Below are 19,686 nucleotides of genomic sequence, written 5' to 3' on the forward strand. Positions count from 1 at the left end.
GGGTGCCAACCTTGGTTGGCACGCTCGCTCTGGTAGGTGCCAACCTTGGTTGGCACGCTCTTCGCGCAGTCGAGCAAGCTCGACTCTACAATGGCCCCCCCTGATTGCCTGCTGTACTGCCATGACCGACCTTGCCCCGCAGACCCCGATTGAAACCCTGCTGAAGGCGGCCATGGACGGTGCCGTGCCGATCCGTGCCTTCATGGAAGCCTTCGTCGCCTCCGAGGTGGTGCTGCTGACCGGCAGCCTGGTCACCCCCGACGGCAGCGGCTTCGACCCGCTGCTGTTCGACAAGCAGGGCACCCTGCACGTGGCCGTGTTCACCGACCCTGCGCGTGTGGGCATCTACAGCCAGCAGGCGCCGCACCAGATCCGCTGGCGGATGCTGGACGTACTGCGCCGCGTACCCGGCGGCTACGGCGTGGTGATCAACCCCGGCACCCCGCTGGGCTTCGAGGTTTCCCCGAGCGGCGTGGGCGAGATCCTGAAGGACTTCGCGTAGCGTCGAGCTTGCTCGACTGCTCTGGCTTTGCTTCGTAGAGTCGAGCTTGCTCGACTGCTCTGTGCACAGCAGTCGAGCAAGCTCGACTCTACCAAGGGGCCAGTCGAGCAAGCTCGACTCTACCAAGGGGGCAGTCGAGCAAGCTCGACTCTACCAAGGGGGCAGTCGAGCAAGCTCGACGCTACGGGCGCGGTGCGTCAGTCGAGCAAGCTCGACTCTACGGGTTACCGGTGCAGCGAGGATTCGCGCGCGACCAGCTTCACTGGAATGCTCAGGCCGTCCACCGGCTGGCCGTTGATCAGCGCCAGCAGCTTCTCCACCAGCAACTGCCCGGCCTGCTTGGTGTCCTGCTGCACGGTGGTCAACGGCGGCGATACCGAGGCCGCCAGTGGAATATCGTCGAAGCCGGTTACCGCCACATCCTGCGGCACGCGCAGGCCGCGTTCGCGCAGGGCACGCAGCGCGCCAATGGCGATCAGGTCGCTGGCCGCGCAGATGGCATCGATCGGGCCGCCGCTGCCCAGCAGCTGCAGGCAGGCGTCGTAGCCGGAGGCTTCGGTGGTGATCGCATCGTGCTGCAGGGCCGGTTCGGCACGCAGCCCACGCGCATGCAGCGCTGCCACGTGGCCGCGATAGCGCTCTTCGAATTCGGGGTAATGGCTGGACGCATGGCCGAGGAAGGCGATGCGTCGGCAGCCCTGGTCCAGCAGATGGGCGGTGATGTCATGCCCGCCCTGGAAGTTGTCGCTGCCAATCGAGACGCCGGGCTGGCCGGGCAGGGCCGCGCCCCAGCGCACGAAATGGGTGCCTTGTTCCACCAGCCGCTGCAGGCGGTCGCGCGACTGGTGGTAATCGCCGTAGCCCAGCAGGATGATGCCGTCGGCCTTGTTGCTGTCCTCGTAGTCGGCCTGCCAGTCGGTGGACAGCTGCTGGAAGGACACCAGCAGGTCCTGCCCGTGCAGGGCGCAGGCGCGGGTGATCGAGCCCAGCATGGAATGGAAGAACGGGTTGATCAGCGAATCGTCGTTGGTGGGGTCTTCGAAGAACAGCAACGCCAGCGTGCCGGCATTGCGCAGGCGCAGGCTGGAGGCGTTCTTGTCGACCTTGTAATTCAGCTCGCGGGCGATGCGCAGGATGCGCTCGCGGGTTTCCGCATTCACCATCGGGCTGCCACGCAGGGCGCGCGACACCGTGGGCTGGGACACCCCGGCCAGGTGGGCGATGTCCAGGGAAGTAGCTTTGCCTTTGATCGTCATTGTCCGGGTGGGGAAGAACGGGCGGTGCAGGACGCATGATGCCATGCGGTGGGCCCGGCCGAGACAGGCGTTGGCCCGCTCGTGACCGTGCCGCATCTGCCATGGCCGTGGCGAAGGTCGCGTGCTGCGCCACTGTCTGCATCGAACCGGCCGGATTGCGCGCTGGGCAGGTCGCGGCGGCCCGGAGAGTCCCTGTTCTTCAGCCGCAAGCCATTGCCCCGCAAGGATTTTCGCCGTTCCCGCGCGGTCCCGCTGGTCGCCGCAGGGCAGGCGCTGGCCGGTGGCGATGTTAAGATGTACCGTTCTTGCATCCCCCAAATTTCACCAAGGGTGGCCCCGGCCACGGCATGCCCGGTCACGGCGTGCTATCACTGGCGGCCTGCCCTTGGACAACGGACGAAGGTACCTATGGCGCGCGGCATCAACAAAGTCATCCTGGTCGGCAATCTCGGCAACGACCCGGACGTGAAGTACACCCAGGGCGGCATGGCGATCACCCGCATCAGCCTGGCCACCACCAGCGTCCGCAAGGACAAGGACGGCAACCAGCAGGAACGCACCGAGTGGCACCGCGTGGTGTTCTTCGGCAAGCTCGGCGAAATCGCCGGCGAATACCTGCGCAAGGGCAGCTCGGTCTACGTCGAAGGCAGCCTGCGCTATGACAAGTACACCGGCCAGGATGGCGTGGAGAAGTACTCCACCGACATCATTGCCGATGAAATGCAGATGCTGGGCGGCCGCGGTGACGGCGGCGGCGGTGGTGGCAACTACGGCGGCGACCGTCCGCAGCGCCAGCAGGCCCCGCGCCAGGAGTACGGCGGCGGCGGCGGCCAGCGTGGCGGCCAGGGCGGTGGTTACGGCAACCAGGGCGGTGGCAACCAGGGTGGCGGCTACGGCAACCAGGGCGGCAACCAGGGCGGCGGTTATGGCAACCAGGGTGGCAACCAGCGCCCGCAGCCGCAGCAGGCACCGCCGATGGACGACTTCGCTGACGACGATATTCCGTTCTGATCGAACGCGCGTCTGCAGCAGAAAAGAAAGCCCCGCTCATGCGGGGCTTTTCTTTTTCCACGATGTCATCGCAGTGGTGCCCCGCAGCATGCGTTTTCGTGCACCGCGTCTTGCAAAAAAAATAGTTCCTCCCGTATGGTGCAATCGATTGCATTGCAGTGAATCGTTTGCGTTTGCTACCGGTTGGGAGGCCGGTAAGTGGATGGCCATTCATTCAAGCGGACCGGCACCGGCGCCGGGCTTCACACGCCGGGACGCATTGCGTGTCGCACTTGCCGGGGGTGTGGGACTGGGTGTTGCCGCTGCAGGCGCGTTGCCCGTCCTCGCCGATGCTGCACCCCTCAAAGGCCGCCTGAAGCACGCTGTCGCCCGCTGGACCTTCCCGCAGTTGTCGGTCGCCCAGCTCTGCCAGACCGTGAAGGGTCTTGGCTTCGCCGCCATCGATCTGGTCGGCCCGGAGGACTGGCCCACCCTGAAGGCCCATGGCGTCTACAGCTCGATGTGCAACGGTGCCGAGCTGGGCCTGACCAAGGGCTTTGCCGGCCGCGAATTCCACGATGAACTGGTGGCGCGCTACACGCGGCACATCGACCTGGTGGCCGACGCCGGCTATCGCAGCCTCATCTGCTTCTCCGGCAACCGCAACGGCATGGACCCGCAGCAGGGCATGGCCAACGCCGAAGCCGGCCTCAAGCGCATCCTCGGCCACGCCGAGAAACGCGGCGTGGTGCTGGTGATGGAGCTGCTGAACTCCAGGGTCGATCATCCCGACTACCTGTGCGACCACTCCGACTGGGGCGTGGCGCTGTGCCAGCGGCTGGGCTCGGACAATTTCGGCCTGCTCTACGACATCTACCACATGCAGATCATGGAGGGCGACATCATCGCCACCATCGGTCGGCACCACGCCCACTTCAAGCACTACCACACCGCAGGCGTGCCTGGCCGGCACGAGATCGGCGACCAGCAGGAACTGAACTATCCGGCCATCTGTCGCGCGATAGGCGACACCGATTTCGACGGGTATCTGGCACAGGAATTCATGCCTGCCGCGCCCGATCCCATTGGCTCATTGCGCGAGGCGATCCGTCTCTGCGACGTCTGAAACGATATCCACCCAGGTGATAGACCCATGGCAGATAATCATTACGACGCCATCGTTGTTGGCTCGGGAATCAGTGGCGGTTGGGCAGCGAAGGAACTGACCGAGAAAGGTCTGAAAGTTCTGATGCTGGAACGCGGGCGCAACATCGAGCACGTGAAGGACTACGTCAATGCGATGAAGGAACCGTGGGATTTCCCGCATCGCAACCGGCCGACCCAGGCGATGAAGGCGGCCTTCCCGGTGCTGATGCGCGACTACGCCCTGGCCGAGAACCTGGAAGGCATGTGGGCCGACGAACAGGACTCGCCATACATCGAAACGAAGCGCTTCGACTGGTTCCGCGGCTACCACGTGGGCGGGCGCTCGCTGATGTGGGGGCGGCAGAGCTATCGCTTTTCCGATCTGGATTTCGAGGCGAACCTCAAGGACGGCATCGCCACGGACTGGCCGATCCGCTATGCCGACATCGCGCCGTGGTACGACCACGTGGAAAAGTTCGCCGGCATCGCCGGCACGCGCGAAGGGCTGGACGTGCTGCCCGACGGTGAATTCCTGCCGCCGATCCCGCTGAACATCGTCGAGAAGGACGTGGCCGCGCGCATCCAGAAAGCCTTCGGCGGCACCCGCCACATGATCCATTCGCGCACCGCCAACATCACAAAGCCCATGCCCGAGCAGGGCCGGGTCAACTGCCAGTACCGCAACAAATGCATCCTCGGCTGCCCGTTTGGCGCCTACTTTTCCACCCAGGCAGCGACGCTGCCGGCGGCGATGAAGACCGGCAACCTGACACTGCGTCCGTTCTCGATCGTCAAGGAAGTGCTCTACGACAAGGACCGCAAGCGCGCGCGTGGCGTGCAGGTCCTCGACGCCGAGACCGGCCAGACCTACGAGTACACGGCCAAGGTCATCTTCCTCAATGCCTCGTCGTTCAATTCGACCTGGTTGCTGATGAACTCGGCAACCGATGTCTGGGAAGGGGGCCTGGGGTCCTCGTCCGGCGAGCTGGGGCACAACGTGATGGACCATCACTTCGGTGCGGGCGCGTCGGGGCGCGTTGAGGGCTACGACGACAAGTACTACTTCGGCCGCCGCCCCTGCGGCTTCTATATTCCGCGCTTCCGCAACGTGGCGTCAGACAAGCGTGGCTACCTGCGCGGGTTCGGCTACCAGGGCGGCGCCAGCCGCAACGGCTGGTCGCGCGAGATTGCCGAGCTGAACATCGGCGCCGACCTGAAGGAGGCGTTGAGCCTGCCGGGTGACTGGCGCATCGGCATGACCGGCTTCGGCGAAATGCTGCCGCACCACGACAACACGATCCGCCTGGACCACGAGCGCAAGGACAAGTGGGGGCTGCCGGTGCTGGCGATGGACGTGGCGATGCGCGAGAACGAAAAGGCGATGCGCAAGGACATGGCCGCCGATGCGGCCGAGATGCTGGAAGCGGCCGGGGTCAAGGACGTGGAGATGCACGACAACGACTACGCCCCGGGCAAGGGCATCCACGAAATGGGCACCGCGCGCATGGGGCGTGACCGCAGGACGTCGGTACTGAACGCGCACAACCAGGTCTGGGATGCGCCCAACGTCTATGTCACCGACGGTGCCTGCATGACCTCCAGTGCCTGCGTGAACCCTTCGCTGACCTACATGGCGCTGACCGCGCGGGCGGCCGATCACGCGGTGCGCGAACTGAAAGCGGGGAATCTGTGATGGACCGCCGTGAACTGTTGAAGATGATTGTCGCCGCCACTGGTGCGGCCATGGTCGGCCTGCCTGCGCTGGCCAGCGGCAAGCTGCCAGCGGCCGCGGCGGGCGTGCCCTTCACCGACGCCGAGATCGCCACGCTCGATGAGATCGCCGAGACCATCCTGCCACGCACGCAGACGCCGGGTGCGAAGGACGCAGCCACGGGCGCCTTCATGGCGCGGTTCGTGACCGACTGCTACACCGCACGGCAGCAGGCCACGTTCCGCGCCGGCCTGGCCGACATCGAAAAGCGCGCCGGCGGCAGCTTCGTCGCCCTTGCACCCGAGGCGCGCACCGGACTGCTGCGCACGCTGGATGCCGAAGCCCGCAGGCGCGCCGTCGAGGTGAGCGAAACCGGTACCGCCGAGACCGCGAAGGCGATGCCGCATCCGTTCACCATGATCAAGCAACTGGCCATCTTCGGCTTCTTCACCTCAAAACAGGGCGCGACCGAAGTGCTGAAGTACGTCGCCGTGCCCGGACGCTACGATGGCGACATGGCCTACGCGCCAGGCACGCCGGCCTGGGCCACCAGCTGATGGAGCATGACAGGATGATCAGATCTTTCTTGATGGCCGCAGGCGTGCTGGCGGCGGTGCCGGCGTTCGCGCAGGCCGGCGCCGAGCGCGACCCGACAAAGACCGAGGTATGGGCAGCGGTGCCTGCCGTCGCAACCCCAATTGGCGCGGCGCCGTCCGATGCGGTCGTGTTGTTCGATGGCAAGGATGTGTCCGCCTGGGAGGCCGAGCAGGGTGGCCGCGTGCCGTGGACAGTGGCCAACGGTGCGATGACCGTGGTGCCGGGCAGCAAGGGCATCCGCACCCGGCAGCATTTCTGCGACATGCAGTTGCACGTCGAGTGGCGCAGCCCCACCGAAACGAAGGGTTTCCAGGGCCAGGACCGTGGCAACAGCGGCATCTTCCTGCAGGAGCGCTACGAGCTGCAGGTGCTCGACAGCCACGACAATCCGACCTACGCCAACGGCCAGGCCGGTTCGATCTACAAGCAGGCCATGCCGCTGGTGAATGCCTCGCGCGCGCCGGGCCAGTGGCAGGCGTACGACATCATCTGGAAGGCGCCGCGCTTCTCGGCCGGTGGCGGGCTGACCTCACCGGCGCGCATCACCGTGCTGCATAACGGCGTGCTGGTGCAGAACGACACCGTGCTTGCAGGCCTGACCGAATACATCGGTGCGCCGTCGTACTCGCCACATGGATGCGCGCCGCTGTATCTGCAGGAACACGCGTCCAAGGTCAGCTACCGCAACATCTGGGTGCGCGAGCTGTAACGCCCGCGCCTACTTCGCCAGGAAGCTGGCGATGTCATCGATCTCCTGCGCAGACAGGTGCGAGAAGGGTGGCATCAGCCCGCCGCCCTTGCTGATCTTTTCCTTGATCTGGGCAGGCGGCAGCCGCTTGCCGATGTCGGTCAGCGCAGGGAACGCGCCGGGCATGCCCGCACGGTCCGCGCCGTGGCAGGCCACGCAGTTGGTCGCGTACAGCTTGGCACCGGCGGCGGGATCTTCCTTGCACCAGGCAGGGAGCGCAGCGGTCGCCGTGCACAGGGTCAGGGCCAGGGTCAGGACGGTTTTCAAACGAAGCTCCTTGGCGGGCTAGCGCGAAGCGCGGGCGGGCAGGCTGACAGTGAGGTGTTTGCGCAGGTAGTCGGCGCCGGTCTGGATCACCTTGGCCGGGTCACGCGGCTGGTCGTGCTCGACGATGTACCACTTCACGCCCGCGTCGGCCGCGGCCGGCAGGATCGCGTTCCAGTCCAGCACCCCCTGGCCGACGGCGGCGAATCCGCCTTCGTCTTCGGCCTGGCCTTTGGCGGCGTTGTCCTTGGCGTGTACCGCGAACAGGCGGCCGCGGAACTTGCCCAGCATCACCGCCGGGTCATGGCCCGAACGCGCCACCCAGGCCAGGTCCAGCTCGGTCTGCAGGTCGGGGCCGGCAGCGTCGAACAACAGTTCCAGTCCGGTGCGGCCGTCGAAGTCGACCAGCTCGAAATCATGGTTGTGGTAGGCCAGGCGCATGCCCTGGGCCTGCACCTGTTTGGCGATGCGCCCCAGTTCCTGGCCCAGCGCGGTCCAGCCTGCGGCATCGCGCGGGCGGTCCTTGCTGTCCAGGTAGGGCACCACCAGCGTGGTGTTGCCGATCGCGCGGTTGAAGGCCACCGCGCCATCGAGGTCGTTGCGCAGGTCGGCCAGTGCCGTGTGCGAGGAGATCGCCTTGATTCCGTACTTGTCCAGCAGCTGCTTGAGTTCGGCGGCGCTGACGTTCTGCGTGCCCACCGTTTCCACCGCCTGCACGCCCGCGTCGTGGACGATCTTCAGTTGCTGGTCGAGCGTGCCGGCGTTGCGCAGCGTGTACATCTGCACAGCGATGGGCTTTTCAGGGCTGCGGGTTTCCGCGGCGAACGCGGGCAGGGCCGTGAACAGCAGCAGTGCCAAGGTCGCGATCCTTCCTGTTGATGCCTTCATCGGTGCATGCTCCCGGGGTTCATTCAATGGTGGTCCAGGCGCGCGACCTGGCCGATGCGATGACGCGTTCGACGATCAGCGCCGAGCGCAGGCCGTCTTCGAAGGTGGGCAGGCCCTGCGGCCGCTCGCCATCGATTGCGCGATAGGTGTCGGCGACGAACGCCTCGAAGCACTGGGCGTAGCCCTGCGCATGGCCGGGCGGCAAGGCCGAGAGCCGGCGCTGCTCGGCGCTGCCGGCGCCGGGGCCGCGCACGAAGGTCTCCTCGCGCTGGTCGGGCCGGCCGATCCACAGCCGCTCGGGATCTTCCTGGTTGAAGGCCACGCTGGCGTTGGCGCCGTCGATCTCGAACCAGAGGCGGTTGTGGCGCCCCGCCGACACCTGGCTGGCGGTCAGCGATGCCAATGTGCCGGCGCCGGTACGGAACATCGCCGTGGCCACGTCCTCGCTGGACACCGCCTGGGTCGCGCCGCCTGCCGCCGGTGTGCTGAAGCTCTGTGCGCCCCCGGCGCTGCGCTCGGCGATGACCGTCGCGAAGGCCGCGCTGACTTCGGCGAAGCGCTCGCCGCTGACCCACTCCACCAGATCGCACCAGTGCGAGCCGATGTCGGCGAACACGCGCGAGGTGCCGCCCAGCACCGGGTCGACGCGCCAGTTGTTGCTGGCAGGGTCCAGCAACCAGTCCTGCAGGTAGCTGCCGTGGATCAGATGCAGGGGGCCGATGTCGCCGGCGGCGATGCGCACGCGCGCTTCCCGCACCACCGGGTGGTAGCGATAGACGAACGGCACCGTGGCCACCAGCCCGCTGGATGCGGCCTGCGCGGCCAGCGCCTGCGCATCGGCCAGGGTGGTGGCCAGCGGCTTTTCGCAGACCACGTGCTTGCCGGCGGCCAGTGCGGCCTGTGCCATGGGTCGGTGCAGGTGATTGGGCGTGCACACATGCACGACCTGCACCTGCGGATCGGCAACCACGTCGTCGATATCGCGGTAGGCGCGCGCAACATTCCACGCCTGCGCCACATCGCGCGCGCGCTGCGGCGTGGACGCCGCTACGCCGCGCACTTCGGCACCGGCCAGCAGGGCGGCGCGGCGATGCACCGCTGCGATCATGCCGGTGCCGACGATGGCGATTTCAAGCTTGGGCATCGACGGCGCTCCTCAGTGCGTGGTGGGCGCCGCCGCAACGGCGGGGCGGTCGCGGAACAGCAGCAGGAAGGCAATCAGCACGACCAATGCAACGCCGGCGGGGAACAGCCAGATCTGCTGCCAGTCGGGCCCTGCGGCCGTGGTGTAGTGCTCCACCACCGCGCCGGACAGGAAGGTGCCGATCAACATGCCCACGCCGTAGGTGGCCAGGGTGATGAAGCCCTGGGCGCTGCTGCGCGCGGCCGGGCCAGCGTGTGCATCGGTGTAGATCTGCCCGGTGACGAAGAAGAAGTCGTAGCAGATGCCGTGCAGCACGATGCCGATGACCAGCAGCGAGAAGCCGCTGCCGGCATCGCCGAAGTCAAACAGCGCATAGCGCAGCACCCAGGCGGCCATGCCCACCGCCAGCATGGTCTTCACCCCCAGCCGCACGAACAGGAACGGCATCGCCAGCATCAGCAGCACTTCGGACACCTGGCCCAGTGATTGCAGGCCGGCGGCGCCGTGCACGCCCAGATCGTTGAGGTAGGGGTTGGTGAAGTTGTAGTAGAAAGACAGCGGAATGCAGATGGCGATGGAAGCCAGGAAGAACACCAGGTAGGCGCGCGATTTCAGCAGGCGCAGCGAATCCAGGCCGAGGATCTGCCCGAGCCCGGCATCGCGCTGCTGCGCCAGCGGCGGCGTGTGCGGCAGGGTGAAGGCGTACAGGCCCAGCACCAGCGATGCCACTGCTGCCATCCGGAACGTCAGTTCAAGCCGGTGCGCCTGTTCCCAGCCCAGCCAGCCGATCAGCACGCCGGCGATGATCCAGCCGATGCTGCCGGCCACCCGCACCAGCGGGAACTGCTTTTCCGGCGACTGCATGTGCCGCATCGCCACGCTGTTGGCCAGCGCCAGCGTGGGCATGAACAGCAGCATGTAACCCATCACGCAGGCGGAGAACATGCCGAAGCTGGTGGCCGTGGAGGCCAGCCACATCAGCACCGCGCCGGCCAGGTGCAGCACCGCCAGGATGCGCTGCGCGGCGAAGTAGCGATCGGCGATCAGGCCGACCAGGAAGGGGGCGACGATCGCACCGATCGACTGGCTGAGAAATGCGGTGGCCACCTGGCTGGCGCTGGCCTGCAGCGGGCCCTGCACCAGGTAGGTGCCGAGGGTCACGAACCACGCTCCCCAGATGAAGAACTGCAGAAACATCATCGCGCCCAAGCGCGACATGGCGTGCGTCATGGCTTGCCCTCCCGGGGCGGTGTCGGCTCAGATTCCCAGCATGCGGTTCAGTGATGCGGCGTCGGTGCCACTGTCGGCGAAGTCATCGAAGGCGCGCTCGGTCACCCGGATGATGTGGTCGCGGATGAAGGCGGCGCCCTCCCGTGCGCCGTCCTCGGGGTGCTTCAGGCAGCACTCCCATTCCAGCACCGCCCAGCCGGGGAAGTCGTACTGCGCGAACCTGGAGAAGATGCCCTTGAAGTCGACCTGGCCATCGCCGAGCGAGCGGAACCGGCCCGGACGGTCGATCCAGTCCTGGTAGCCGCCATACACGCCGCTGCGGGCACTAGCGTGGTATTCGGCGTCTTTCACGTGGAAGATGCCGATGCGCGCGTGGTAGCGGTCGATGAAGCCCAGGTAGTCCATCTGCTGCAGCAGCAGGTGGCTGGGGTCGTACAGGATCTTCGCGCGGGGGTGGTGGTCGACCACGTCGAGGAAGCGCTCGAAAGTTGCCCCGTCGTGCAGGTCTTCGCCCGGATGGATCTCGAAACACAGGTCCACGCCGCAGGCATCGAAGGCATCCAGGATCGGGCGCCAGCGGCGGCCCAGTTCGGCGAAGGCTGCGTCCACCAGACCGGCCGGGCGCTGCGGCCAGGGATAGAGGTAGGGCCAGGCCAGGGCGCCGGAGAAGGTGGCGTGTGCGGTCAGCCCCAGGCGCTGGCTGGCCTGGGCCGCCAGCAACAGCTGATCGACGGCCCAGGCCTGGCGGGCGGCAGGATCGCCGCGCTGCGCGGGCGGTGCGAACCCGTCAAACAGAGTGTCATAGGCGGGGTGGACGGCGACCAGCTGGCCCTGCAGGTGGGTCGACAGTTCGGTGATCTGCAGACCGTGCCCGGCCAGCATGGCCGCGACATCGTCGCAGTAGGCCTGGCTGCGCGCTGCTTCGGCCAGATCGAACAGGTGGGGCGCGGTGGTGGGCACTTGTACGCCAGAATAGCCCAGGCCCGCGGCCCATCCGGCCAGCGTGTCCAGCCGATCAAAAGGAGCGTTGTCGCCGATGAACTGCGCCAGGAAAAGCGCCGGACCCTTGAGCGTCTTCAAGGTGATTCGCCCTAGATGCAATCGATTGCATTACCCTAGCATGGGCTTTCCGCAGACCCGTTGTGCAGTGCACAGCCGCAACCAGAGCTGACACCATGGCCACCATCTACGACATCGCAAAGCACGTGGGCGTGTCCGCCGGCACGGTGTCGCGGGCCTTGTCGCGGCCGGACAAAGTGCTGCCCGCCACCCGGGCGCGCATCGAGCAGGCCGCCGCCAAGCTGGGCTACGTGCCCAACACGGTGGCCCGAACGCTGAAGACCCAGCGCAGTGGCAAGATCCTGGTCACCGTGCCGGACATCGCCAATCCGTTCTTCGCGCAGATCCTGCAGGGTGCCGAAGATGCGGCGCAGGCCGCCGGCTACGCCGTGCTGCTGGGTGATACCCAGCACCAGCCCGATCGCGAGGAGCGCTACGCGCAGATGCTCCGGCGCAACGAGGCCGATGGCCTGATCGTGCTCGGCCATCGGCTGCCGCCCACCGCGCGCGAGATCGTGCAGGCGCTGGGCGTGGCCGCGCCGGTGGTCAATGGCTGCGAATTCGATCCCGCGCTGGGCATTCCCAGCGTGCATATCGACAATGCCGCCGCTGCGCGCACGGTGATGGAACACCTGTATGCCCTCGGCCATGAGCGCATCGCCGTGGTCGGCGGCCCGCCCGACAACCCGTTGCACCAGCAGCGGCTGGAAGGCGTGCGCGCGGCGGGCAAGGCGCGCGGCCGGCTACGCGGCTTGAGCGTCGTACCCGGTGATTTCTCGCTGGAGTCCGGTCATGCGGCGGCCACGGCACTGCTCGCGCGTCCGCTCGCACCGACCGCGGTGTTCTGCTTCAGCGACCAGATGGCGCTGGGTGCGCTTTCTGCATGCCGCGATCTCGGCATCCGCGTACCGGACCAGGTGTCCATCGTCGGCTTCGACGACCTGGCATCGTCGCGCTTCCTGACCCCGCCGCTGACCACCATCCGCCAGCCGATGCGGGACATCGGGGCGCGCGCGGTCACCCTGCTGCTGGCCATCATCGATCGCGTCGATGTTCCCTTGCAGCAGACGCTGGATTTCATGCTGATGCTGCGGGGATCGACGGCCGCCCCGGCCAGCGGCTGAGCGGCGGCCGCAGGGCAGCGCGCGCGGTTACTTCAGGTGCGCCTGTGCGCAGGCCAGCACGTGGTTGTAGTCGCTGGACATGCACTGGTAGAAATCGCGCTGGCCACCGCTTGCAGCTTCGCAGTCGGCTTCGGTGATCTGCGGCAGCAGTTCGCGCATCGGCGCGGCCATGGCCTCGTACTTCGCCGCATCGATGTAGCCGCCGGCGGCGTTCTTTGCCCCCACCTCCAGCATGGTTTCCAGCCCGTAGCGCGCGTTCTCCACCGCCTTCGGGCAGAAGAGCTCGACGTCGCTGCGCTGCACCTTCAGCAGTTCGCGGGCGATGGCTTCCACGTCGGCCTGCACCTGCGGCGGTACGGGCGTGGTGTCGGCGGCGAAGCTGCTGCCGGCGGCGAGCGCAAGCAGGGGGATGCACAGCAGGCGGTACATGGGGCGTCCTTGCGGCAGGGTGGGGCGCCAGTGTGCGCCGGCCGTGCCTGCACAATCCACTACCATGGGCCACCCCGCCGGAATGCACCGCCATGAACGACGCCGTCCTTGCCCTGCCCAAGCCCCCCGCCGCGCGCATCGCCGCCTGGCTGTTGATGTTGCTGGGCATGTGGCTGGCACTGAAGCTGGGCTTGGTGGTCACCCTGCTGTCGGGCCTGCTGGTGTTCCAGCTGACCCACGTGCTGGCCAATACCGTGGAAGGCAAGCTGCCGCCGGGCCGCGCACGCGCCTTCGCGGTCATCCTGCTGTCGGCGGTCATCATCGGTGCGCTGGTGCTGGCCGGAATCGGCGTGGCCTCGTTCTTCCGCAACGAGACCGGTGGCCCGGACGTGCTGCTGGCGCGGCTGATGGACATCCTCAACACCTCGCGCCACCAGGTGCCCGCGCTGCTGCAGCCCTACATTCCCGAAGACCTGACCCGGCTGCGCGAGGCGCTGAACGAATGGGCCGCCGAACACCAGCGGCAGCTGGGCGTGGCCGGTACGTCGGTGGTGCAGGTGGGCGTGCGCGTGCTGATCGGCATGGTGCTGGGCGCGATGATCGCCCTGTACGACGAGCTGCCGCTGCCGAAGATGGGCCCGCTGGCGCAGGAACTGGTCGGCCGCACCACGCGCCTGGCGGTGGCCTTCCGCCAGGTGGTGTTCGCCCAGGTGAAGATTTCGCTGCTCAACACGGTGTTCACCGCGGTGTTCCTGCTGGGCGTGCTGCCGCTGTTCGGCGTGCACCTGCCGCTGTCGAAGACGCTGGTGCTGATCACCTTCCTGGCCGGCCTGCTGCCGGTGGTGGGCAACATCATTTCCAACACCGTCATCACCATCGTGGCGCTGTCGGTGTCGTTCTACGTGGCGGTGGCGGCGCTGCTGTACCTGATCGTCATCCACAAGCTGGAGTACTTCCTCAACGCGCGCATCGTCGGCGGTGAAATCCAGGCCCGTGCGTGGGAACTGCTGCTGGCGATGCTGGTGATGGAAGCGGCCTTCGGCCTGGCTGGGCTGGTGGCCGCACCGGTGTTCTATGCCTACGTGAAGCGGGAGCTGCTGGACCAGCGCTGGATCTGATTCTGGTCTGGCGGGCGCGTGAAATCCGCCGCGACGGACCTGCACGCCCGCCTTACCTGCGCGGGCGGACGCTGGCCGCAGACCCCAGGAGACCGAACCATGACCACGCTGACCCTGCCCGAACTGGCGAAGAAAATGGCTGGCATCGATTTTGCGATGCTGCAGACCCATGCCGCCGGCGAGATCGATGGCCGCCCGATGAGCAATAACGGCGACGTGGACTACGACGGCGACAGCTGGTTCTTCGCGCTGGAAAGCACGGACATGGTGCGCCAGATCGAAACCGACCCGAAGGTCGCGCTGGGTTTCACCGGCAGCAAGTCACTGCTGGGAAAGCCGCCGCTGTTCGTGCACGTGAAAGGCCGCGCCTCCATCATCCGCGAACGCGCGGTGCTGGCCGAACACTGGGTGAAAGACCTGGAGCGCTGGTTCGAGCAGGGCGTGGACACGCCGGGACTGGTGCTGATCCACGTGCATGCGCAGCGCATCCACTACTGGGACGGCGAAGACCAGGGCGAGCTGGTGGTCTGAACGCCCGCGGGTAGCGCCGGGCCATGCCCGGCGGCTCAGCCAGCCACCGTCGCGCCCCCATCCACCCAGTCCGCCAGCTCCGGCGCCAGCGCATGTTCCACTGCACGGCGCAGCAGGGCCGGCGCGATGTAGTGGCGGTGCACGCTGTCGCGCCATGTACAGGCGCCCGAACCGGTTGTGGGTCTGCACGCGCGAGCCCAGGCTGACCTGCACGCTGCCATCGTCGGCCAGCTGCACGCGCACGCTGCTGCGGAAACGCAGGTGGCGATCATCGGCACCCAGCAGTACTTCGGCGCTGCGGTCCTGCGCATCCACCGTTGCATCCAGCACCGGGAAGCGGCCGGCGAACAGTCGGCTGCGATCGGTGGACAACAGCGACGACACCGGGCAGCCCAGCGGCGAGGTACGCAGGCGCAGCGGCGCCACCAGACGGTTGCGCAGGGCCATCAACTGGCCCACGCCGCCTGGAGGATTGCGAAGGAAGCCGTCCAGTACATCGGCCAGCAGGGTCGATGCCGAGCGTCCCGCACATTGTTCGGGGCGCAGCTGCAGCACGGCCAGATCGTGGTAATCGCTGTGGGGCAGGGCGCGGTACAGCATGCCCTGCGTTGCCGGCGCGGCATGCTGCACCGGATAGCGCGGCGTGCTGCGTTCGACGAACCCCCGCAGCGGGCGCAGGTTGATCCGACGCAGTGGTCCCAGCAGCGCACGGGTCTGCGCGCACAGCCGCGCACACACGCTGGGCGGCGCGGCCTGCAGTGACAACTGCAGCAGGGGCGCGCTGGCCAGTGTCGCGGCGGTGGGCCAGCAGGCCTGCGGCAATACGTCGGTCAGGCTGGGGATGTCGGCCTGGTTGGCCTGCACCTGGGCGCGGGTGGCATCGCTCATCGCGCCGGCCAGTTCATTGCTGTGGCACGACAGCGCGAACAGTGCCGGGTGTGCCCGGTGGCTGGACGCGAACTGATGCCAGGTACCGCCACCGAAGCGCACGGTGAACAGGCAATCGGGTGGAATGCGGATGCGCCGCAGGCTGCGCTGGAAGCTGGCCGGATCGGTGGCGATCTGCGCATCGCTGGCGGTGGCAAAGCGCAGCTCCGCGCCAGCGCTGCCCGCAATGGCGGTGAACATGCGCGGGCCGACATGGCGGTGGAACGGGTGGCCGCCGGCACCCACCACGAAGCTGTACAGCGATGACGCATCACCATGCTGCAGGTGCATGCCGCCCAGCCGTGCCGACGGTTCATCCAGCGCATCGATGAAGGCCGGATGGTGGCGCTGGCGTTGCCCGGCGTCGTTCACCAGCGCATCGCCGGCACCGATGCCGAGCTGGGCGATCAGCATCACCTCGATGGGTCCTGCGCCTTCCTGGGCGGGCAGCTGGACACCTGGAAACGAGCGGCTGTTGCGGGTCGAACCAGGCATCGTCGTGCTCCTATCAGCGGGCAGGGGACTTGCGGCGTGCGCGGGCTTCGCGCTTCAGCGGGCCACCGACCGGACACACTTCGGCCGCCCAGGAAAACAGGGTGTTGGCCAGGCGCTCGGGCACCTGGCGGAAGTACACGAACTGCCCGCGCTTCTCGCGTTCGATCAGGCCGGCGTCTTCCAGGATGCGCAGGTGGCTGGACAGCGCCGGCTTGCTGAAATCGAAGCGCTCGGCCAGCTCGCCCGCGCTCAGTTCGCCGGCACTGAGGTAGGCCAGGATCTGCCGGCGGGCGCCGGAAGCGAGGGCTTCGAAGATGCGGTCCATAGGGCGTTAATTAACTAATTCGTTAATTGATGATCCTGCGCGGCCGCGGCGGTGTCAAGCCTGCGCCGCCATTGCACTGCGCCCCCGGCTTTTGCCATCCTCCCCGCAGTTTTCCGATGATGGAGTTGCGATGCGCCCGGTGCCCTGGTTGATGGCGGGTCTGTTGCTGCCCGCGCTGGCCGCGGCGCAGCCGGCGCGCGCGCCGAAGGAGGCGGCGGCAACCCAGGACCCCTTCAGCGAACTGTTCGACACGGCCTGCATGCAGCACATCGGCGCGCCGGCCCGGCTGCAGGCGCTGATGGATGCCAACGGCCTGAGCCCGCTGCCGCCGGCCGAGGCCGCCACGCTGCTGCAGGGGCAGGGCGGGGTGGCCTGGATGGTGCCGCTGGCCAGTGGCCGCTACGCGGTCAGCTGGGCCGACGATGGCACCTGCACGGTGTATGCGGAGAAGGCCGAACCAGCGGTGGTGCAGAAGGGCTTTGCACGGCTGATGCAGGCCGCGCCAAAGCCGCTGCAGGTGCGCTCGCTGCCCGGCCGCGGGCCGCTGTCGGCCGACCAGGTGGCGATCCAGTACGGCTGGGCCACGCCCGGGGAAAGCGCGTTGCGCGTGCGCTTCCGCCTGGTCACCCGGCAGGCCGCCGAAGCCGGCGTGCAGGCCATGGCCTCGGCCACGCCGGGCGAGGCCATGCGCCAGGACGCAACGCCGCCAGCGGTCGCCAAGTAGCGGTTCAGCCACCTCGACCCGGATGTGGTATATCGTTTATCGATAAATCCACCGGGCAGGTGATCTGCCCCACGCCGGAGGCTGCTTGACCGCTCGTTCTGCCCGCGCCCGACCTGCGCGCGGTGTGTTCACCCTGGCCCAGACCGCCGTGCAGGCGGTGCGGGCAATGTGCTGGCTGGGTATCCTGGCCGCGCTGCTGGCGGTGCCGCTGGTCGCCTACGACCGCCGCTGGCTGATGGATACCGTGCACGACGCCACGGCGGCCGCCCTGCATGGCAACGACCTGTTCCTGCTTTTCTGCCTGGGCCTGGCCACCATCGTGGCGCTGCTGGTGCTGTGCCTGGTGTTCCTGCGGCACCTGGCGCGGCTGCTGCGTTCTGCCGCGCGTGAGCGCCCGTTCAACCACGCCAACGCGCTGCGCCTGCACCGCATGGCCTGGCTGATGCTGGCCATGGAAACCCTGTCGATCATCATCGGTGCCTACGCCAGCTGGATGGGGCCGGATTTCGCTTGGATGGAAGTGGGCGGTGGCATGTCCATCACCGGCCTGCTGGCGGTGCTGATGCTGTTCGTGCTGGCGCGCGTGTTCGCCGTGGGCGCGGCCATGCGCGATGACCTGGACAGCGTGATCTGATGGGCGCGCACTGATGGCCATCATCATCACCCTGGACCGCATGCTGCAGGCGCGCGGCATGACCCTGTCCGAGCTGGCCGGGCGCATCGACATCACCCTGGCCAACCTGTCCATCCTGAAGACCGGCAAGGCCCGCGCCATCCGCTTTTCCACCCTGGATGCGATCTGCCGCGAGCTGCAGTGCACGCCGGGTGACCTGCTGGGGCACGACCCCAGCCAGGCCCAGCAGGACGACTGAGCGCTGATGTTTCTTCCCTTACTACTGAACAAACGGAACTGAAATGGAATGGTTGGCTGACCCCTCGATCTGGATGGGCCTTGCAACCCTGATCGTGCTGGAAATCGTGCTGGGCATCGACAACCTGGTGTTCATCGCGATCCTGGCCGACAAGCTGCCCCCGCACCAGCGCGACCGCGCACGGGTGATCGGCCTGGCCCTGGCCCTGCTGATGCGCCTGGTGCTGCTGGCGGCGCTGTCGTGGATCATGAAGTTGACCGAGCCGCTGCTGGTGCTGTTCGAGCACAGCTTCTCCGGGCGTGACCTGATCCTGCTGGGCGGTGGCCTGTTCCTGCTGTTCAAGGGCACCATGGAACTGCACGAACGGCTGGAAGGCCGCCAGCACCACGACGATGGCAAGAAGGTCTACGCCAGTTTCGCCATGGTGGTGGCGCAGATCGTGGTGCTCGATGCGGTGTTCTCGCTGGATTCGGTGATCACCGCCGTCGGCATGGTCGACAATCTGGGCGTGATGTACGCCGCGGTGACCATCGCCATGGCGCTGATGCTGCTGGCCAGCAAGCCGCTCACCCGCTTCGTCAACAAGCACCCCACCGTGGTGGTGCTGTGCCTGGGCTTCCTGCTGATGATCGGATTCAGCCTGGTGGCCGAAGGCCTGGGCTACAAGATCCCCAAGGGCTATCTGTACGCGGCTATCGCGTTCTCGATCCTGGTGGAAGCCTTCAACCAGTGGGTGCGTTTCAACCGTGAGCGCAACGAGCGCCGCCAGCCGTTCCGCCAGCGCACCGCCGACGCCGTGCTGCGCATGCTGGGGGCGCGCCCGGCCAACGGTCACGACGACGGCCACGGCGAGGAAGAACATGCCGACGAGGAGCGCCTGCAGCCGGCCGAGCACGAGATGATCCGCAGCGTGCTGGGCCTGGCCGATCGCCCGGTGTCCAGCGTGATGACCGTGCGTGCCGATGTGCAGTGGATCGACCTGGCCCGTGGCCACGAGGATGTGGTGGCGCGCCTGGTGGCGTCGCCGCATACCCGACTGCTGGTGGGCGAGGGCGACCTGGACAGCCTGCGGGGCGTGGTGCAGAGCCGCGACCTGCTGGCCGACCTGCTGCAGGGCCGTCCCTTGCAGCTGGAAGCCAACCTGCGCGCGCCGCAGTACGTGCTGTCCAGCGCCAGTGCATTGCAGGCGCTGGAGCTGATCCGCCAGCACCCGGTGCCGCTGGCGGTGGCGGTGGACGAGTACGGCAGCGTGGAAGGCCTGGTGACCGCCAATGACCTGTTGGCGGCCATTGCCGGCGATCTGGCCGACACCCAGGACGAGCGCTACGGCGTAGTGGCGCAGGGCGAGCACGAATGGGAGGCCGATGGCGCGCTGACCCTGGATGACCTGCAGCGGATGACTGGCGTGGCCCTGCCGCGCAGCGCCGACTACATGACCATTTCCGGCCTGGTTCTGGACCAGCTGGGGCGCCTGCCCGACGTGGGCGACAGCGTGGACGTGGCCGGTTTCCGCATCAGCGTGCTGGCCATGGAAACCCGCCGCATCGCCCGCCTGCGCATGCAGCGTCTGGCGTCGTAACGCGCGGAGATTTCTCCTACCTTTTGC

21 protein-coding genes and 1 pseudogene are annotated in these 19,686 nt (G+C 67.4%); 13 read left to right on the plus strand and 9 right to left on the minus strand.

The window, feature by feature from the left end:
• Positions 1-121 precede the first annotated feature (121 nt).
• On the plus strand, positions 122-502 hold the full coding sequence (locus G4G00_RS13575; RefSeq protein WP_108752423.1) for an SseB family protein: 381 nt from the start codon (positions 122-124) through the stop codon (positions 500-502).
• Positions 503-726: 224 nt separating this feature from the next.
• Here G4G00_RS13575 and G4G00_RS13580 read toward each other — a convergent pair whose 3' ends face one another.
• Positions 727-1,758, minus strand: a complete 1,032-nt coding sequence (locus tag G4G00_RS13580; RefSeq protein ID WP_164274309.1) for a LacI family DNA-binding transcriptional regulator — start codon at positions 1,756-1,758, stop codon at positions 727-729.
• A gap of 408 nt (positions 1,759-2,166) precedes the next feature.
• Here G4G00_RS13580 and ssb point away from each other — a divergent pair, with 408 nt between their 5' ends.
• From ssb to G4G00_RS13605, 5 genes are all read left to right on the plus strand, one after another.
• Complete coding sequence (gene ssb, locus G4G00_RS13585) at positions 2,167-2,769, plus strand: single-stranded DNA-binding protein (RefSeq protein ID WP_164274312.1); 603 nt, start codon at positions 2,167-2,169, stop codon at positions 2,767-2,769.
• A 202-nt stretch (positions 2,770-2,971) separates the two neighbouring features.
• On the plus strand, positions 2,972-3,874 hold the full coding sequence (locus tag G4G00_RS13590) for a TIM barrel protein (RefSeq protein ID WP_164274315.1): 903 nt from the start codon (positions 2,972-2,974) through the stop codon (positions 3,872-3,874).
• Positions 3,875-3,901: 27 nt separating this feature from the next.
• Positions 3,902-5,587 (plus strand): GMC family oxidoreductase, encoded by a 1,686-nt coding sequence (locus tag G4G00_RS13595; protein ID WP_164274318.1) that lies wholly within the window; start codon positions 3,902-3,904, stop codon positions 5,585-5,587.
• Positions 5,587-6,162: a gluconate 2-dehydrogenase subunit 3 family protein gene (locus tag G4G00_RS13600; RefSeq protein WP_164274321.1), complete on the plus strand. Its 576-nt coding sequence runs from the start codon at positions 5,587-5,589 to the stop codon at positions 6,160-6,162. The genes G4G00_RS13595 and G4G00_RS13600 overlap by 1 nt, the downstream gene beginning before the upstream one ends.
• Before the next feature lie 14 nt (positions 6,163-6,176).
• Positions 6,177-6,911, plus strand: coding sequence for a DUF1080 domain-containing protein (locus G4G00_RS13605; RefSeq protein ID WP_240336162.1), 735 nt, complete (start codon positions 6,177-6,179; stop codon positions 6,909-6,911).
• A 9-nt stretch (positions 6,912-6,920) separates the two neighbouring features.
• Here the strand turns inward: G4G00_RS13605 and G4G00_RS13610 are convergent, their stop codons facing one another.
• From G4G00_RS13610 to G4G00_RS13630, 5 genes are read right to left on the minus strand one after another with little or no spacing between them, the layout of a single operon-like run.
• Complete coding sequence (locus G4G00_RS13610) at positions 6,921-7,217, minus strand: cytochrome c (protein WP_199932300.1); 297 nt, start codon at positions 7,215-7,217, stop codon at positions 6,921-6,923.
• Between the two features lie 18 nt (positions 7,218-7,235).
• Positions 7,236-8,102, minus strand: a complete 867-nt coding sequence (locus tag G4G00_RS13615; RefSeq protein WP_164274324.1) for a sugar phosphate isomerase/epimerase — start codon at positions 8,100-8,102, stop codon at positions 7,236-7,238.
• Between the two features lie 19 nt (positions 8,103-8,121).
• Complete coding sequence (locus tag G4G00_RS13620) at positions 8,122-9,246, minus strand: Gfo/Idh/MocA family oxidoreductase (protein ID WP_164274325.1); 1,125 nt, start codon at positions 9,244-9,246, stop codon at positions 8,122-8,124.
• A gap of 12 nt (positions 9,247-9,258) precedes the next feature.
• Positions 9,259-10,476 (minus strand): nucleoside permease, encoded by a 1,218-nt coding sequence (locus tag G4G00_RS13625; protein ID WP_164274328.1) that lies wholly within the window; start codon positions 10,474-10,476, stop codon positions 9,259-9,261.
• Between the two features lie 27 nt (positions 10,477-10,503).
• Positions 10,504-11,556, minus strand: coding sequence for a sugar phosphate isomerase/epimerase family protein (locus tag G4G00_RS13630; protein WP_164274331.1), 1,053 nt, complete (start codon positions 11,554-11,556; stop codon positions 10,504-10,506).
• 95 nt (positions 11,557-11,651) lie between these two features.
• Here G4G00_RS13630 and G4G00_RS13635 point away from each other — a divergent pair, with 95 nt between their 5' ends.
• Positions 11,652-12,659, plus strand: a complete 1,008-nt coding sequence (locus G4G00_RS13635; RefSeq protein ID WP_164274334.1) for a LacI family DNA-binding transcriptional regulator — start codon at positions 11,652-11,654, stop codon at positions 12,657-12,659.
• Between the two features lie 27 nt (positions 12,660-12,686).
• On the opposite strand, the gene G4G00_RS13640 is transcribed toward G4G00_RS13635, so the two are convergent.
• Positions 12,687-13,088, minus strand: a complete 402-nt coding sequence (locus tag G4G00_RS13640) for a hypothetical protein (RefSeq protein ID WP_164274337.1) — start codon at positions 13,086-13,088, stop codon at positions 12,687-12,689.
• 92 nt (positions 13,089-13,180) lie between these two features.
• Here G4G00_RS13640 and G4G00_RS13645 point away from each other — a divergent pair, with 92 nt between their 5' ends.
• Together G4G00_RS13645 and G4G00_RS13650 are read left to right on the plus strand one after the other, a co-directional pair.
• The gene (locus tag G4G00_RS13645) at positions 13,181-14,206 is read left to right on the plus strand and encodes an AI-2E family transporter (protein WP_108752436.1); all 1,026 of its coding nucleotides are present in this window, start codon (positions 13,181-13,183) and stop codon (positions 14,204-14,206) included.
• 99 nt (positions 14,207-14,305) lie between these two features.
• Positions 14,306-14,737 carry a pyridoxamine 5'-phosphate oxidase family protein gene (locus G4G00_RS13650; protein ID WP_164274340.1) on the plus strand — a complete coding sequence of 144 codons (432 nt, stop codon included), beginning with the start codon at positions 14,306-14,308 and terminating at the stop codon, positions 14,735-14,737.
• Between the two features lie 35 nt (positions 14,738-14,772).
• Here G4G00_RS13650 and G4G00_RS13655 read toward each other — a convergent pair.
• Positions 14,773-16,159, minus strand: a pseudogene (locus G4G00_RS13655) (DUF2867 domain-containing protein).
• Positions 16,160-16,172: 13 nt separating this feature from the next.
• A complete protein-coding gene (locus tag G4G00_RS13660; RefSeq protein ID WP_108748880.1) occupies positions 16,173-16,484 on the minus strand; it encodes a metalloregulator ArsR/SmtB family transcription factor in 312 nt (103 codons plus the stop codon).
• A 130-nt stretch (positions 16,485-16,614) separates the two neighbouring features.
• On the opposite strand from G4G00_RS13660, the gene G4G00_RS13665 reads away from it, so the two are divergent.
• From G4G00_RS13665 to G4G00_RS13680, 4 genes are all read left to right on the plus strand, one after another.
• Positions 16,615-17,208, plus strand: coding sequence for a hypothetical protein (locus tag G4G00_RS13665; protein ID WP_108752439.1), 594 nt, complete (start codon positions 16,615-16,617; stop codon positions 17,206-17,208).
• Positions 17,209-17,374: 166 nt separating this feature from the next.
• Positions 17,375-17,842, plus strand: a complete 468-nt coding sequence (locus G4G00_RS13670; RefSeq protein WP_164274572.1) for a DUF2975 domain-containing protein — start codon at positions 17,375-17,377, stop codon at positions 17,840-17,842.
• Between the two features lie 13 nt (positions 17,843-17,855).
• The gene (locus G4G00_RS13675) at positions 17,856-18,080 is read left to right on the plus strand and encodes a helix-turn-helix transcriptional regulator (protein WP_108748883.1); all 225 of its coding nucleotides are present in this window, start codon (positions 17,856-17,858) and stop codon (positions 18,078-18,080) included.
• 43 nt (positions 18,081-18,123) lie between these two features.
• On the plus strand, positions 18,124-19,659 hold the full coding sequence (locus G4G00_RS13680; RefSeq protein ID WP_164274343.1) for a TerC family protein: 1,536 nt from the start codon (positions 18,124-18,126) through the stop codon (positions 19,657-19,659).
• The last annotated feature ends 27 nt before the right edge of the window (positions 19,660-19,686 follow it).

The organism is Stenotrophomonas sp. B1-1 (assembly GCF_010894375.1).
In the GTDB taxonomy this organism is placed as follows: Bacteria; Pseudomonadota; Gammaproteobacteria; order Xanthomonadales; family Xanthomonadaceae; genus Stenotrophomonas.